At 69.4% G+C, this 14,676-nt stretch carries 12 protein-coding genes and 2 tRNA genes; 8 read left to right on the top strand and 6 right to left on the bottom strand.

Going from position 1 to position 14,676, the window contains the following annotated elements:
- Nucleotides 1-21 precede the first annotated feature (21 nt).
- A complete protein-coding gene (locus tag ACWGKS_RS10465) occupies nt 22-1,194 on the bottom strand; it encodes a cysteine desulfurase family protein (RefSeq protein WP_452455246.1) in 1,173 nt (390 codons plus the stop codon).
- Nucleotides 1,195-1,316: 122 nt separating this feature from the next.
- On the opposite strand from ACWGKS_RS10465, the gene aroA reads away from it, so the two are divergent.
- Together aroA and rsgA are read left to right on the top strand one after the other, a co-directional pair.
- Nucleotides 1,317-2,645, top strand: a complete 1,329-nt coding sequence (gene aroA, locus ACWGKS_RS10470; protein ID WP_452522416.1) for a 3-phosphoshikimate 1-carboxyvinyltransferase — start codon at nt 1,317-1,319, stop codon at nt 2,643-2,645.
- The gene (gene rsgA, locus ACWGKS_RS10475; RefSeq protein ID WP_358503421.1) at nt 2,642-3,670 is read left to right on the top strand and encodes a ribosome small subunit-dependent GTPase A; all 1,029 of its coding nucleotides are present in this window, start codon (nt 2,642-2,644) and stop codon (nt 3,668-3,670) included. Before aroA ends, rsgA begins: the two co-directional genes overlap by 4 nt.
- A 61-nt stretch (nt 3,671-3,731) precedes the next feature.
- On the opposite strand, the gene ACWGKS_RS10480 is transcribed toward rsgA, so the two are convergent.
- Nucleotides 3,732-4,319 carry a TetR family transcriptional regulator gene (locus ACWGKS_RS10480; protein ID WP_358503424.1) on the bottom strand — a complete coding sequence of 196 codons (588 nt, stop codon included), beginning with the start codon at nt 4,317-4,319 and terminating at the stop codon, nt 3,732-3,734.
- 138 nt (nt 4,320-4,457) lie between these two features.
- On the opposite strand from ACWGKS_RS10480, the gene hisN reads away from it, so the two are divergent.
- The 5 genes from hisN (at nt 4,458) to ACWGKS_RS10505 (ending at nt 9,006) form a co-directional block, all read left to right on the top strand.
- Nucleotides 4,458-5,264, top strand: a complete 807-nt coding sequence (hisN, locus tag ACWGKS_RS10485) for a histidinol-phosphatase (protein ID WP_358503427.1) — start codon at nt 4,458-4,460, stop codon at nt 5,262-5,264.
- Between the two features lie 49 nt (nt 5,265-5,313).
- The gene (locus ACWGKS_RS10490) at nt 5,314-5,838 is read left to right on the top strand and encodes a hypothetical protein (protein WP_452455243.1); all 525 of its coding nucleotides are present in this window, start codon (nt 5,314-5,316) and stop codon (nt 5,836-5,838) included.
- A 169-nt stretch (nt 5,839-6,007) separates the two neighbouring features.
- On the top strand, nt 6,008-7,261 hold the full coding sequence (locus ACWGKS_RS10495; RefSeq protein ID WP_358503433.1) for an ABC transporter permease: 1,254 nt from the start codon (nt 6,008-6,010) through the stop codon (nt 7,259-7,261).
- 8 nt (nt 7,262-7,269) lie between these two features.
- Entirely contained in the window at nt 7,270-8,286 is a 1,017-nt protein-coding gene (locus tag ACWGKS_RS10500) for an efflux RND transporter periplasmic adaptor subunit (protein WP_358503436.1), read from the top strand.
- Nucleotides 8,287-9,006: an ABC transporter ATP-binding protein gene (locus ACWGKS_RS10505; protein WP_358503439.1), complete on the top strand. Its 720-nt coding sequence runs from the start codon at nt 8,287-8,289 to the stop codon at nt 9,004-9,006. It abuts the gene before it with no gap.
- Between the two features lie 143 nt (nt 9,007-9,149).
- Here the strand turns inward: ACWGKS_RS10505 and ACWGKS_RS10510 are convergent.
- The 3 genes from ACWGKS_RS10510 to ACWGKS_RS10520 all read right to left on the bottom strand — a co-directional run bounded on the left by ACWGKS_RS10510 (nt 9,150) and on the right by ACWGKS_RS10520 (nt 12,617).
- Nucleotides 9,150-9,226, bottom strand: a tRNA-Met gene (locus ACWGKS_RS10510).
- A 214-nt stretch (nt 9,227-9,440) separates the two neighbouring features.
- Nucleotides 9,441-9,517 (bottom strand) — tRNA-Met (locus tag ACWGKS_RS10515).
- Nucleotides 9,518-9,677: 160 nt separating this feature from the next.
- On the bottom strand, nt 9,678-12,617 hold the full coding sequence (locus ACWGKS_RS10520) for a UPF0182 family membrane protein (protein ID WP_452455242.1): 2,940 nt from the start codon (nt 12,615-12,617) through the stop codon (nt 9,678-9,680).
- Nucleotides 12,618-12,912: 295 nt separating this feature from the next.
- On the opposite strand from ACWGKS_RS10520, the gene ACWGKS_RS10525 reads away from it, so the two are divergent.
- Nucleotides 12,913-13,422: a PPA1309 family protein gene (locus ACWGKS_RS10525; protein WP_263363331.1), complete on the top strand. Its 510-nt coding sequence runs from the start codon at nt 12,913-12,915 to the stop codon at nt 13,420-13,422.
- Nucleotides 13,423-13,538: 116 nt separating this feature from the next.
- Here ACWGKS_RS10525 and ACWGKS_RS10530 read toward each other — a convergent pair whose 3' ends face one another.
- Nucleotides 13,539-14,606, bottom strand: a complete 1,068-nt coding sequence (locus ACWGKS_RS10530) for a YlbL family protein (RefSeq protein WP_358503445.1) — start codon at nt 14,604-14,606, stop codon at nt 13,539-13,541.
- Nucleotides 14,607-14,676: the final 70 nt, after the last annotated feature.

The raw sequence follows: 14,676 nt of genomic DNA on the forward strand, positions 1-14,676 counted from the left end.
GTCGGGCCGTTCGGGGGTGGGTCAGCGGCGGCGCTTGGCGCGGGCGGCACGAGCGCGCTCGACCGCCGGGCCGATCTCCGCGACCAGCCGTGCCACGTCCTGCGTGGTGGAGGTCCGCCCCAGGGACAGGCGCAGGCTGCTCAGCGCCATCTCGGTGTCGGCCCCGGTGGCCAACAACACGTGACTGGGCTGGGCGACCCCCGCCGAACAGGCCGAACCCGTCGAGCAGGAGACGCCTCGGGCGTCGAGGAGCATCAACAGGGCGTCGCCCTCACAGCCGGGGAAGGACAGGTGGGCGATGCCGGGCAACCGCCGGTCGGTGTCGCCGTTGACCACCACGTCCGGGACGGCCGCGTGGACGCCGGCCTCCAGTTCGTCGCGCAGGGACGCCAGGTGTTTGGCGTGCTCCCTGCGCTCGGAGACCGCCAAGCCCACCGCGGTCGCCAGACCACGGGTGAGCGGTGCGGCCAGGGTGCCGGAACGGATGTCGCGTTCCTGACCGCCACCGTGCAGGACCGGGGTCGGGGTCAGGCCTCGTGCCAGGACCAGGGCACCGGCGCCCACCGGGCCACCGAGCTTGTGGCCGCTCAGGGTCAGCGCGCTCACCCCGCTGCCGGCGAAGTCCACGTCCTCCACGCCCACGGCCTGGACCGCGTCGGTGTGAAAGGGGACACCGAACTCGGCGGCGACCGCGGCCAGTTCCCGAACCGGCTGCAGGGTGCCGATCTCGTTGTTGGCCCACATCACCGACACCACGGCCACCGATCCGGGGTCGCGTTCGATGGCGGCGCGCAGCGTGCTCGGGCTCACCCGGCCGACCGCGTCCACCGGAAGTTCCTCGTACACGGCGCCCTGGTGGTCGGCCATCCACCGGGCCGGATCGAGGGCGGCGTGGTGTTCCACGGCGCTGACCAGGAGCCGGGTGCGTGCGGGGTCCTCGGCGTTACGGGCCCAATACAGGCCCTTGATGGCGATGTTGTTCGACTCGGTACCGCCGGCGGTGAAGACGACCTCGTGCGGGGTCGCGCCGACCGCCGCCGCGATCGACTCGCGCGCCTCCTCCACCGTTCGGCGGGCGGCACGGCCGTGTCCGTGCAGGGAGGACGGGTTACCGAGGGCACCGAGCTGCGCCGAGATCTCGGCGATCACCTCGGGGCGGACGTCGGTCGTGGCTGCGTGATCCAGATACACCATGGCGCGATCAAGGATACGTGGGACGTTCCGGCCTCCCGTCCGTGGTCGGCCCGCCGCCCCGGTCGTCCACAGGCCGGACGAGTGATCCTCCAGGTCGGGCCCCGGACCGATAACCTTGGACCATGCCTGATTCCGCGTCCACGCCGTCCCACCGGAACGACACCCCCATCGGGGAGCACTGGCCCGCGCCCACCGCGGGCGCCCCGCTGCACGCCCGGATCCGCCTGCCCGGATCCAAGTCCATCACCAACCGGGCCCTGGTCATCGCGGCCCTGTCGGAGGAGCCGTGCCTGGTGCGCGCCCCCCTGGTGAGCCGGGACAGCGAACTCATGGTGGGCGCGCTGCGGGCGCTGGGCGTCACCGTGACCGAGGTGCCCTCGAACGATCCGGCCGCACCGGACCTGTCCATCACCCCCGCCCCGCTGCGCGGCCCGGCCACGGTGGACGTGGGCAACGCGGGCACGGTCATGCGCTTCGTGCCACCCCTGGCGGCCCTGGCCTCGGGGGACGTGCGTTTCGACGGCGATCCACGGGCCCGTGAACGGCCGGTGGGCGAACTCCTCGGCGCCCTGCGCGCGCTGGGGGCCGACATCGACGACGAGGGGCGCGGCGCGTTCCCGCTGACCATCCACGGCACCGGTTCCGTGCGTGGTGGCGAGGTCGTGCTGGACGCCTCGGGTTCCTCCCAGTTCGTGTCCGCGCTGCTGCTCGGCGGCGCCCGCTTCACCGAGGGGATCCACCTGCGCCATCAGGGCCCGCCGATGCCCTCCCAGCCACACGTGGACATGACGATCGAGATGCTGCGCGCCGCCGGGGCCGAGATCACCACCGGGAAGAACTCCTGGAAGGTGGCCCCCGGCCCGCTGCGCGCCACCGAGATCACCGTCGACCCGGACCTGTCCAACGCCGCTCCCTTCCTCGCCGCGGCCCTGGTCTCCAAGGGCGAGGTGACCGTCGACGGGTGGCCGGAGCACACCACCCAGGCCGGTGACGCCCTGCGCGGGTTGCTCACCAGGATGGGCGGCGAGGTCTCCCGTACCGCCGATGGCGGCTTGACCGTGCGCGGAACCGGGGCGATCCACGGCATCACCGCCGACCTGCACGACGTCGGTGAACTCAGCCCCACCATCGCCGTGCTGGCCGCCCTGGCCGACTCCCCGTCCCGACTGACCGGTATCGCCCACCTGCGCCGGCACGAGACCGACCGCATCGCGGCCCTGGCCACCGAGATCAACCGGCTCGGTGGGGACGCCGAGGAGCTGCCCGACGGGCTGGTGATCCGCCCACGTCCGTTGCACGGCGGGGTGTTCCACTCCTACGACGACCACCGGATGGCCACGTCCGGAGCGGTGATCGGGCTGGCGGTGCCCGGGGTGGAGGTGGAGAACATCGCCACCACCCGCAAGACCATCCCCGATTTCCCGGGACTGTGGTCCGAGGTCCTGTCTTGAGTCGCACACGAGGCGGAGGACGTCACCTCGACGAGGACGACATCCGGGTGCGCGCCCGGGGTGGGTCCAGACCCCGCACCAGCAAGCGGCCCAAGCACGAGAACGCCCGGGAGGGACTGGTCACCGCCGTGGACCGGGGCCGGTACCGCTGTCTGGTGGACCGGGTGCCCGTGGTGGCGATGAAGGCCCGCGAGTTGGGCCGGGGCTCCATCGTGGTCGGCGACAGGGTGGACCTGGTCGGCGACCTGTCCGGCAGGCCCGACACCCTGGCCCGGGTGGTCCGGGTTCGCGAACGTGAGTCCGTGCTCAGGCGCACCGCCGACGACACCGATCCGGTGGAGCGGGTGATCGTGGCCAACGCCGACCAGCTCGCCATCGTGTGCGCGCTGGCCGACCCCGCGCCGCAACCGCGCTTCGTGGACCGGTGCCTGGTGGCCGCCTACGACGCCGGGCTGGAACCCCTGCTGTGCCTGACCAAGGCCGACCTGGCCTCCCCCGACGAGATGCTCGGCGTCTACGAACCCCTCGGGCTGCCCTACGAGGTACTGGGCCCGGACCAGGATCCGAGCGGGCTCCGCGCACGCCTGGCCGGGCGGACCACCGTGTTCGTGGGTTCGTCCGGGGTGGGCAAGTCCACCCTGGTCAACCGGCTGGTCCCGAGCGCCGAACGGGCCGTCGGGCACGTCAACGCGGTCACCGGACGCGGTCGTCACACGTCCACTTCGGCCTCGGCCCTGGAGTTCGAGGGCGGCTGGCTGATCGACACCCCGGGGGTGCGCAGCTTCGGGTTGGCGCACATCGACCCGGACGACATCGTCGCGGGCTTCCACGACCTCGACGAGTTCGCCGTGGACTGCCCACCGGAGTGCACCCACCAAGAGGACGCGCCCGGCTGCGCCATCTCCGCGGCCCTGGAGCGGGGCGAGATCGACACGGACCGGGTGGCCTCGTTGCGTCGGCTGTTGAGCAGCCGCGAGGGCGAGGACGACACCGAACCCGCCGCCCCGGCCGATCCGCGCTCCTGATCGTCCGGCCCGGCCACACCGGTCGGCGCGAAGCGGGTCCGGGTGCCCTGGCCGCCCTTCCTCAGCGTTCCACCGAGAGCATGCCGTGGACGACCATCTCGACACGGCGCGCGGCGCGGTCGGGGTCGATGGGCTGCAGCGAGTAGGAGACGATCAGCCTCAGGGTGACGTCGGCCACCGCCTCGGTGACCGACGGCTCGGCGGTCGGGCAGCGCTCCCGCAGCGTCCGGAAGATCCGTTCCCCGAGGAGGTCCATGAGGGGCTCGGCCCGGGTGGTCAGCACGGGGAGCAGTTCGTCGTCGCCGGTGACCACGGACCGCAACAGCGGGTTGTCCCTGGCCGCCAGCAGGACCATGCGGGTGGTACGGCTGACGGCGTGCGCGGGGTCGTGCCCCTCGGCTTCCAGCACCCGGACGACCTCGTCCAGGAGTGTGTTCACCTCGCGCACCACCACCGTCTGGAGCAGTCCCTCCTTGCTGCCGAACACGTTGTAGAGGGTCTGTCTGGACACACCGGCGGCCGTGGCGATGTCGACCATCCGACGCTCACCCCAGTGGCCGGCGAGCACCTCGGCGTAGGCCGCGTCCAGCAGCCGTTCGCGCGCGCCGGTGCTCACCCCACCGCGTCTGTCTCCGCTCACGGTTTCCATGCCCCCATCCTCGCAGCCGCCCGGATACCGCTTCCGCGATAAGGGTGCTCTCTCCTCGACCCACGTCCCCTAACACTCTGATCACGTGCGGGTGCCGCTTTGGCCATGTTCGTGCCCGGGACGGTAGCGTTACCGGCCATGGTGTCCTTTGACGATGATCTGCGGCTGGCCCACGTGCTCGCCGACTCCGCCGACGACATCGCGATGAAGCATTTCCGCGCGCTGGATCTGGTCGTCGAGACCAAACCGGACCTCACTCCGGTCACCGAGGCCGACCGCACCGTCGAAGAGACACTGCGCAGTGTGCTCTCTCGTGCGCGCCCCCGGGACGCGGTGGTCGGCGAGGAGTACGGCAAGAGCGGGAACAGCAACCGGGTGTGGGTCATCGACCCCATCGACGGCACCAAGAACTACGTTCGGGGTGTCCCGGTGTGGGCGACCCTCATCGCCCTGTTGGAGGGCGACCGGCCGGTGGTCGGCCTGATCTCCGCACCGGCCCTGCACCGCCGTTGGTGGGCCTCCAAGGGAGGTGGCACCTGGTCCGGCCGCAGTCTGTCCAAGGCCTCGCGCTGTCAGGTCTCCAAGGTGAGCGAGCTGTCGGACGCCTCGTTCAGCTACTCGTCGCTGACCGGCTGGGAGGAACAGGGCCGTCTGGAGTCGTTCCTCGGTCTGACCCGTTCGGTCTGGCGGACCCGCGCCTACGGTGACTTCTGGTCGCACGTGATGGTCGCGGAGGGCACCGTGGACATCGCCGCCGAACCCGAACTGTCGCTGTGGGACGCCGCTCCGCTGCCGATCATCCTGGAGGAGGCCGGTGGGCGCGCCACCGACCTGCGCGGTGAGGGCTTCGTCGACGGCGGCCCCCTGGTGTGCAGCAACGGTGTGCTCCACGACCAGGCGCTGACCTGGCTCAACGGCGGACCCACCCCACTGCGCCACCACTGAGGACACGCTCCGCGCACACATGAACACGTTACGTAGTAGCGTGCGCTGTGTGCTGACCACGACAACCCATCCACGGCGCGCGATCGTGCTCTGCGGGGCGGTCCTCCTCCTGGCCACCGCCTGCGGCACCGACGGCCACGGTCACAGCCCCCGGCAGCTCAGCGAGATGATCGCCGAGAGCGTGCGCGACTCCGCCGACACCGGCCTGCCGGGGCTCGGTACGTCCGGTTCCCTCTACGACCCGGACGACTTCGCGTGCGCCCCCGCGGTGGACCCCCGGGTCGCCGGGGACTGGCGCAGCCAGGCCCCTCGCGTCGCCCTCGAAGCCGGAGAGCCCGCCGAGATCGGCCTGTCCGACGCCGCCGGCGGCCCCGCCCGGAGCGTCGTCGCGACCGTGACCACCCCCGACGGCGAGACCGCCTCCGCCGAGATCGACCTCGGTCGGGACGAGTGGGCCTCCCTGGTCTTCCCCGACGACTTCGACGCCGGCCCCACCACGAGCGGTGCGCACACCGTGCTGTGGACCGACGACGCCGGCGACCCCATTACGTGCGACGGTTTCGAGGTCGACTGAGACCCGCCCTCACTCTCGGTGGCCGGATCCGGCCGGCCGAAAAAGCTCTCGATGTGAACCGAGAACCCCCTTCCCCGCGATGAGTCTGTTGACGGCCCGCCCTCTCGGGCCGCCCCGGCGCCACCGATACCACCGCGCCGGGTCCTACATACACACGGGAAGGGGCTCCATGCTGCGTTCCCTCACCGCCGGGATCGTGCTGGCCTTCGCCGGTTCTCGGGCCAACGTCGCCCGAACCATCCTTTCCTGCGCGGGGATCGTCGTCGGTGTCGGCGCGTTGATCATGGTCGTCACCGCCGGCGACCTCGGTCAGCGTTACGCCACCGCCTTCAGCGAGGCCAACGCCGGACGCGCGGCCACCCTCGAAGCCATGGCCTACAACCCCATCAGCGACATGGCCGCCTACGAGGAGGACCTGGCCCGCGCCGGCGCCCAGGACGTCTCGCTGTACCAGGCTCCCCAGAACGAGACCCTCTTTCGTTCGGGCGACGGGGTCATCGAATCCGTGAGCGTCACCGGGGTGGACGCCACCCTCTCCGACATCAGACGGATCAACATCGCCCAGGGCCGCTGGTTCACCGAGGCCGACCAGGAGTCACGCGCCCCGGTCCTGGTGGTCAACCAGTCCCTCGCCGACACCCTCGGCGACGGGACCGAACTCCAGATGGGCACCGATCACTGGATCGACGTGCGGGTGGTCGGCGTCTCCGAGGGTTCCGCCCTGGACGGCGACTGGTACTCCGCTTACCTGTTGCGCTCCCCCGTTTCCGAGGAGATCATCTTCGGCCCCGCCTGGGACCCCGATATCGGGGGTTTCCAGGAGGGAGGTGAGGACCTGGGGATCACACACCTGGCCCGGCTGGATCCCTCCGACAGCGCGGCCGACCAGATGACCGGCGGTACCGAGTTCACCGAACGCATGGAGTCGGCGCGGTGGCGGTGGAGTACCGACGAACATTTCGAGTACTTCGCCTATCGCAGCGACTTCGCCGCGGAGACGGACATCGTCATCACCGCCATGTCGGTGGGGCTGCTCGTCGTCGCCGGCATCACCCTCACCACGGGGCTGCTCGGAGTGCTCAACGTCGGACTGGTCACCGTCCGAGAACGCCGCCGTGAACTGGCCACCTACCGTGCCCTGGGCGCGAGCCGGTTCACGTTGTTCGTGGCGGTGGTCATGGAGTCCGTCGTGGTCTCGGTGGTCGCCGGGATCATCGCCCTGCTGCTGTCGTTCGCCCTGGTCGCGGCGGCGGGGGCGATCATCGGGAACTTCGTCGCGCTGCCGCCGGACATCACCATGGCCGTACCCCCATCGGCTGTGCTGGTCGGTCTGACCAGCGCCGCCTTCGTCGGTCTCTTGGCCGGGATCATCCCCGCGATGCGGGCGCTGCGCGCGTCCGTCGTCGCCGGGCTGCGGGAATAGGAGAAACAGTGAAGAAGTGGATCATCGTCGGCGCGGTCGCGGCCCTGCTGCTGGGACTGGTCGGCTCGGGTTACCTCCTGCTGTCGCGCATGGGCTCGGCGCCCACGGACGAGGACGTCGTCGGCGCCGCCGCGGACGTGAGCGGGGAACCGGTGGAGGTCGCGCTGGGCACGGTCAGTTCGCAGCTGGTCCTGGACGCCACCGTCCAGCAGGAACCGGGTGAACCCGTCGAGGCGCGCCAGGGCGGTACCGTCACCCGCCTGTGGCTGGACGACGGAGCCACCGTGGAGGAGGGCGCCCCGGTCGTCAACGTCTCGCTGCCCGCCGAACCCGCCCCCGACGCCGAGGAAGGCGATTCTTCCTCCGGAACCCGCGAGGTCACCCTGTACGCGCCCGTGAGCGGCACCGTGTCGGGCCTGGAGGACGTCCGGGTGGACGACGTACTGGAGCCCGGCGCCAAGATCGCCTCGGTCACCACCGGGGAGTTCCACGCGGTCGCCCAGGTGCCCGCCAACGACCTGTACCGGTTCTACGAGGACCCCGGCGAGATCATGCTCCAGGTCGACAAGGGACCGCCCGCCGCCGAATGCGAGTTCATCGGGCTGGGAACCGCCGAACAGGAGGACTCCGGTGAGGAAGGCCCCGAGGGCGACGGGGGTGGCGGCGGCTCACAGCTGACCTGCCGGGTCCCCTCCGACCTGACGGTCTTCGACGGGGTCCAGGGCAAGCTCTCGGTGAGCACCGGGGAGGTCGAGAACGTGGTGGTCGTCCCGGTGACCGCGGTGCGCGGCAACGTCGAATCGGGCGAGGTCGTCGTGGTCGACGACGGTGGCTCCGAGGAGGTCCGCGAGGTCTCCCTGGGCATGTCCGATGGACGGTCGATCGAGGTCACCGAGGGGTTGAGCGTGGGCGAGCAGGTCCTCGACCCGGTTCCGCTGGATTCGCGGTTCGACGTGCCCGAGGCCCCGTTGGACGAAGAGCTCGACGACGAGTTCTACGACGAGGGCCTTGAGGAGGAGGGCTAGATGTCGCTCGACACTCCCCTGCCCGTGGCGGTCCGCGCCCCTGGGGCCACGACCCCGCTCCTGCGGATCGAGGGGCTGACCCGACACTTCGTGGTGTCGGGCACTCGCATCGACGTGCTGCGCGACTGCGCCTTCGATGTGGCCCGCGGCGAGGTCGTGGCGATCATCGGTCAGTCGGGCTCGGGCAAGTCCACGTTGCTGAACGTACTGGGGTTGCTCGACACGCCCAGTTCGGGTTCCTACACCTTCGACGGGATCGACACCACGTCCCTGCGCGAGGGTCGCAGATCACGGCTGCGCGGCGACGGGATCGGCTTCGTCTTCCAGCAGTTCCACCTGTTGGAGCGGAGATCGGCCCTGGCCAACGTGGGCGTGCCGTTGGTGCTGGCGGGTGTGCCGGCGCTGCGCCGTCGCGCCCGGGCCAAGGAGTTGTTGGAGTCGGTGGGACTGGGCCACCGACTGAACTCCCAGCCGCACCAGCTGTCCGGCGGTGAGCAGCAGCGTGTGGCCCTGGCTCGCGCGCTCAGCCGCGAACCCGCGTTGCTCCTCGCCGACGAGCCCACGGGCGCCCTGGACGCCGCCAGCAGCACCATGATCATGGACCAGCTCATCGAACAGGCCCGGGGACACGATTCCGCCGTGGTGGTCGTCACGCACGACCCGAAGGTCGCCGAACGGGCCGACCGCGTGGTGGAACTGGTGGAGGGCCGGACCCGCTGAGCCGGTCGACGGTCTCGGGCCCAAGGCCCGTCCCGTTCCGATCGCCCGCCTTCTCACCCGGGCGGTCGGAACGGCGTCGCTTCGCCGTCGAATAAGCCGTATACGAAAAAACACCGGGTGGATTTCTCCACTCGGTGTTTCCTTGGTAGCGGGGACAGGATTTGAACCTGCGACCTCTGGGTTATGAGCCCAGCGAGCTACCGAACTGCTCCACCCCGCGTTGTTGTGTCTCCTACTTTAGGGCCTTGACCCCCGGGTGGCAAATCCGTTCCGACTTCCGCCGAACCGGTGGAGAACCCACCCGACCAGGCCTACCAGCGACCCGGTTCTCATTCACTCTAGCAGGGCGCTGAAGTGGATGAACCCGATTATCAATCCATGGGATCGAAAATCGAGAAAAGTACCGGGCCCGGAATTTCTTCCGGGCCCGAACCTGGTAGCGGGGACAGGATTTGAACCTGCGACCTCTGGGTTATGAGCCCAGCGAGCTACCGAACTGCTCCACCCCGCGTTGTTGTGTCTTCAGATTAGCGTGCTTGTGGGGACAACACCAAATCGGCGCACGGAGACCCGGGACACCCTCCCCCGGAGAAGCCGACGGGGCGGGCCCCGAAGGTACCCGCCCCGCTCGTCAACGCCTCGTCGAGGCCTTACCGCCCTCGACTTCGCGGCTAATCACCCGCGGCGTCCTCAAGGGCCTCAAGGGCCTCACGCAGACGCTCGTTGGCCTCGTCGTTGTTCTCCTGGGCCTCTTCCCACGCGTCGACGGCCTCGTTGAGGGCCTCGGTGAGATCGGAGTCGCCCTCGGAACCGGTGTCGGAGTCGCCCTCGGCCGGATCCTCGTCCTCGGCGCCCTCCTCGTCCGGGTCCGGCAGCGGCCCCTCGCCGCCCTCGAACAGGTTGTTCAGGGCGTCCTGGAGGTTGCTGCCGATCGCGACCTCTTCACCGAAGCCGACCATGACCTGCTGGAGCAACGGGAAGGACGCCGCACCGCCACCACCGGCCTGCACGTAGAGGGGCTCCACGTAGAGCAGACCGCCGGCGAACGGCAGGGTCAACAGGTTGCCTCGCGTCACCTCGGCGTTGGACTGCTCCAGCGGAAGCAGGACCTCACGCACGTCGGCGTCGGAGTCGAACGCGTTCTGCACCTGACCGGGGCCGAAGATCACGGTGCTGCGGGGCAGCTCCAACAGCTTCAGTTGGCCGTAGTCATCGGACTCGGGGTTGCTGTCCACCGCCATGAACGCGGCCAGGTTCTCACGACCACGCGGCACGAACGTGCTGGTCAGCGAGAAGCTCGCCTCTTCCGAGCCGGGGAAGTTGATGGTCTGGCGGTAGGGCGGCTCGGAGACCTCCCCCTCCTGGGTCGGGTCGTTGGGGACCGACCAGAAGTCCTGACCACCGTAGTAGGACGCGGCGTCGGTGACGTGGTACTCGCGCATGATCTCGCGCTGCACCTTGAACAGGTCGTCCGGGTAGCGCAGGTGCTGGACGAGCTCGTCGCTCATCTCGTCCTTGTCGACGATCGTGCCCGGGAAGGCGCCCTCCCAGGTCTTCAGGACGGGGTCCTCCTCGTCCCAGCCGTACAGGGTGACGGTGCCGTCGTAGGCGTCGACGGTGGCCTTCACCGAGTTGCGGATGTAGTTGACCTCGTTACCGGGGAGCGCGCCGACCTGCTGCGCGGAACCATCGGTGAAGGTGTCGGTCACCGCCTGGGTGAAGTCGATCCGATTGGCGTAGGGGTAACCGTCGGAGGTGGTGTACCCGTCGACGATCCACTGGACCCTGCCGTCGACCACGGCCGGGTAGGGGCGGCTGTCCACGGTCAGGAACGGCGCGACCTTCTCGACTCGGTCCAGCGGGTCACGCTCGAACAGGATCCGAGAGTCGCCGGTGATCGCGCTGTTGAGCAGGATGCTCGTTTCCTGGTACTTGATCGCGAACAGGATGCGGTCGAAGAAGTTGTTCAGCGGCACGCCGCCGTCACCTTCGTAGCGGTTGTACTGCTGCGAATCGCCCTCCGACCCCTCCCCGGAGCCTTCCTCGGCGCCTTCCGCGTCCTCGGCCGGGGCCTCTTCCTCGCCACCCTCGTTCTCGGCGGGCGCACGCGCCTCGTCGGCACTCGGGCTCGGGCTGGACTCCACGGCGTCTTCGAGGGTGGGAACGTCCGGTTCCTCGTTCTCGGCATCGAGGGGGTGGTCGTACTCCTCCTCCGCCTGGACGATGACGTATTCGGCGCCCTCGCGTCCGTAGTAGATCCGCGGCTCGTACTCGCCCGTGACCTCGCTCAACTCACCGCGCGGCGGGATGTTGTACTCGGTGAAGACCGGGCGGCCCTCGTCGTCGATCAGGTTGCCGGCGGCGGCGACCATACCGAAGCCGTGCGTGTAGATCAGGTGCCGGTTCAGCCAGTTGTCCTGGTCGTCGGGCGGACCGTCCAGTTCACGGACGGCGACGATCGTGTCGATCAGGTTGCCCTCGGAGTCCGGGTAGCGGTCGACCTCCAACACGTCCGGGAACTGGTAGAAGCCACGGACCTGCTGCATCTGCTGGAAGGTCTGCGAGACCACGGCCGGGTCGGCCAGACGAACGCTGGGGATGGTGTCGGCCTCGGCCGCCAGCTCCTGCGGGGTGAGCTCCGTGGTGGCGTCGTAGTCGATCACCTCGGTGTCGGCGACACCGTACGCCTCACGCGTGCTCTCGATGTTGCGTTCGATGTAGGGGCTCTCCAGGCGCTGCTCGTTGGGGTCGACCTGGAAGCGCTGGACGATCTCCGGGTAGGCCGTGCCGACGACCACCGCCGAGAGGACCAGCAGGCCGAGGGAGGCCACCGGGATCATCGTGTTCTTGAAGGCGATGTTGGCGAAGAACAGGACCGCGCAGATCACCGAGATGACGGTGAGGATGGTGAGGGCCGTCTTGACGGCGTTGACGTCGGTGTAGGAGGCACCGAACGTGTAGCCGCGGTCGGAGAAGACCAGTCCGTAACGGTCCAGCCAGTAGGAACCGGCGCGCAGCAGCACGAAGATGCCGAGCAGCACCGAAAGGTGCACCCGGGCCGCGGGGGTGGCGCGCTGACCGGAGTCGTTCTGCAGACGGACGCCGCCGTACAGGTAGTGCACGATCACCGCGGCGATGAACGCCAGGATGACCGCCGCGTACATGTAGCCCAGCAGGATCCGCAGGAACGGGTAGGTGAACGCGAAGAACGCGATGTCGATGCCGAACTCGGGGTCGGCGACACCGAAGTCCACGCCGTTCACGAACTGCAGGTAGGAACGCCAGTCACCGCTCGCGGCGGCGCCGGACAACAGCGCCAGGGCGCCGATGGCGATCCAGAAGAAGAGCTTGCGGTGCGGGTCGATGGACTGCCGGTAGCGGTCCAGCCCCTGCTGTTCCAGGCTCATCGGCCGGATGCCCGGCCGGGCCCTGTAGGCGAAGAAGATGCTGAGGCCGACGATGACGGCCATCACGAGTGCCGCCACCGCGAACAGTAGGACCCGGGTCCACAGCTCGGTCAGGAAGACATTGGTGTAGCCGACTGAGCTGAACCACTTGAAGTCGGTCCAGAAGTTCGCGGCGAGCATCAGCCCCGCGATGATAACGACCACGGTCGCCGCGACTGGCGCGAGCAACCTTGATCGGCGAGGCATACGCGCAGGTGGTGCGCCGGGCGATCGGAAGCTCACGCCTCCCCCTCGTTCTGGCTTGGTAGGTGCGGTCGGTGCGCGTGTGGCGCTCTATGTTGAGAACTTATTCGGTGGCCGCCAGGTTCCCGAAATCGCCCCTCGGCGGGTGACAAGCCTGCATCGTTGGTGTATCGGAGTCGCAAACGGACGGCACCCCTGCGACCCTACTGGCCGTGAACGGGCGCGGCGAGGCTCCCACATCGGCCACCATGGAAACGTGTCGAACATTCGCGAAGCCGTCATGGACCTGGAACGCCACGCAGCCGAACAGGGTTGGGATCGCCCTCTGGGGCTGTACGCCCTGGTCCCGACCAGTGAGCTGCTGGCAGCGGAACCCGCTCTGGCGAGTCTGTTGGGGATCGACTCCCCCACCGACCCGAACGAGCTGACCCCGGTCGAGCAGGAGGAACTGCCTCCTGACGTCCCATTGGAGGAGGCTCTGGGCAGCATCCTGTGGCCCGAAGGAGTGGCCGGCTGTGCCCTGGTCATGGAACGGCTGGTGGTGAAGGGGTCGGACGAGACCCTGGCCGCCGATGAGGACCCCACCACCTCCGACAAGGAGACCGAGGAGATCCGCATGGTGGCGGGGGTGCTGCGCGACGGTTCCCGGCACTGTGCCATGCGCATGCGCGGGCACGACAGCGAGGACGAGGTGCTCAACGGCCCCGACCTGATCCCGGCGCTGACCTCGGCCCTCGCCCTCACCCTGGACCTCGACGAGAACTGAGGCCCGCGCCCTTTCCGGTCCTTCCCCTCGGTCCTCCTTCGGGACCGGCCGGGCGAATACGCGGGCCCCCGACACCATCCGGTGCCGGGGGCCCTTTCGCATCGTGCGGCCTCGCGCTAGTCGCAGCGGGGGAAATCGTCACCGCCCTCGCGGATGGTCTCCAGGGCGTCCATGGCGTCGGTGAGCGTCTCGACGCGCACCACGTCCAGTTCGCCGTAGGCCGCGGACTGGGCCACCTGGGAACAACTATCGGCGGCCACGAAGAAGTACTCGGCGCCGTCGCGCTGGGCGCTGACCATCTTCTGCGGGATACCGCTGATCCCACCGACCTGGCCGTCGGAGGTGATGGTGCCGGAGCCGGCCACCTGGGCGCCGCCGGTGATGCTCTCCTCGCTGAGGCGGTCGATGATCCCGAGCGAGAACATCATGCCCGCGCTGGGTCCGCCGATCTCTCCGACGCTGATGTCGATGTCGACGGGGAAGTCCATGTCGTCGGCGATGAGGATGCCGACGGCGGCGGAACCGCTCTCGCCCTCGACGGTCTCCAGCTCGACCTCGGTCTCCTCGCCGTCGCGCTCCAGGAGCAGTTCGACCGGCTCGCCCGGCTCACGGTCACCGACGTGTTCGACCACGAAGGCGCTGCCGACGAGCTGTTCCTTGTCGTCACCGGAGGTACTGGTGGGGACGGGCTCGCCGTCCACCGCCAGGACGCGGTCACCGGACTCCACGACGCCCTCCGCCGGCATGTCCTCGACGGCCTCGGCCACCAGCGGGATCGCCTCGTAGTCGATGTTGAGCTGGTTGAGGGCGGCGGCGGTCGCGTCGGTCTGGGAGTCGTTCATCTGAACGGTCTGCCGCTCGGTGACCTCCTCCTGGGAGCGTCCCGCGGGGAACAGCAGTTCCTCGGGCAGGACCGCCTGGCTGGGCGAGAGCCACGCCGTCACGAGGGTGAAGAGGTTGAGCCGGTGGTCGGGCCCGCCGGCGTACTGCACGGTCACCATGGACAGCGAGCCGTCGTGCTCGTAGTCGTCGGCGCCCTCGATGCCGATGATCGGCTCCCCGCCCTCCTGTTCCCCGAGCGTGTTCAGGGTGACGCCCGGCGCCGCGACCAGATAGGGCATGGGCAGCAGGAGACTCCCGTACCCGAGCCCGGCAAGCAGGACGAGTGCGGCGACAAGGGTCATGGCACGACGAAGCATGTGCATACCTTAGAGCCCCTCGGATACCTCCGGTGTTGGTGCCCTGGCGATTCGA

This window comes from Nocardiopsis sp. NPDC055879 (genome assembly GCF_053615935.1).

Bases quoted from the DNA above. Each gene is read 5' to 3' on its own strand.
- hisN (WP_358503427.1), top strand. From the start codon at position 4,458: ATGGTGTCCTTTGACGATGATCTGCGGCTGGCCCACGTGCTCGCCGAC.
- ACWGKS_RS10505 (WP_358503439.1), top strand. From the start codon at position 8,287: ATGTCGCTCGACACTCCCCTGCCCGTGGCGGTCCGCGCCCCTGGGGCC.
- ACWGKS_RS10480 (WP_358503424.1), bottom strand. From the start codon at position 4,319: ATGGAAACCGTGAGCGGAGACAGACGCGGTGGGGTGAGCACCGGCGCG.
- ACWGKS_RS10495 (WP_358503433.1), top strand. From the start codon at position 6,008: ATGCTGCGTTCCCTCACCGCCGGGATCGTGCTGGCCTTCGCCGGTTCT.
- aroA (WP_452522416.1), top strand. From the start codon at position 1,317: ATGCCTGATTCCGCGTCCACGCCGTCCCACCGGAACGACACCCCCATC.
- ACWGKS_RS10530 (WP_358503445.1), bottom strand. From the start codon at position 14,606: ATGACCCTTGTCGCCGCACTCGTCCTGCTTGCCGGGCTCGGGTACGGG.
- ACWGKS_RS10465 (WP_452455246.1), bottom strand. From the start codon at position 1,194: ATGGTGTATCTGGATCACGCAGCCACGACCGACGTCCGCCCCGAGGTG.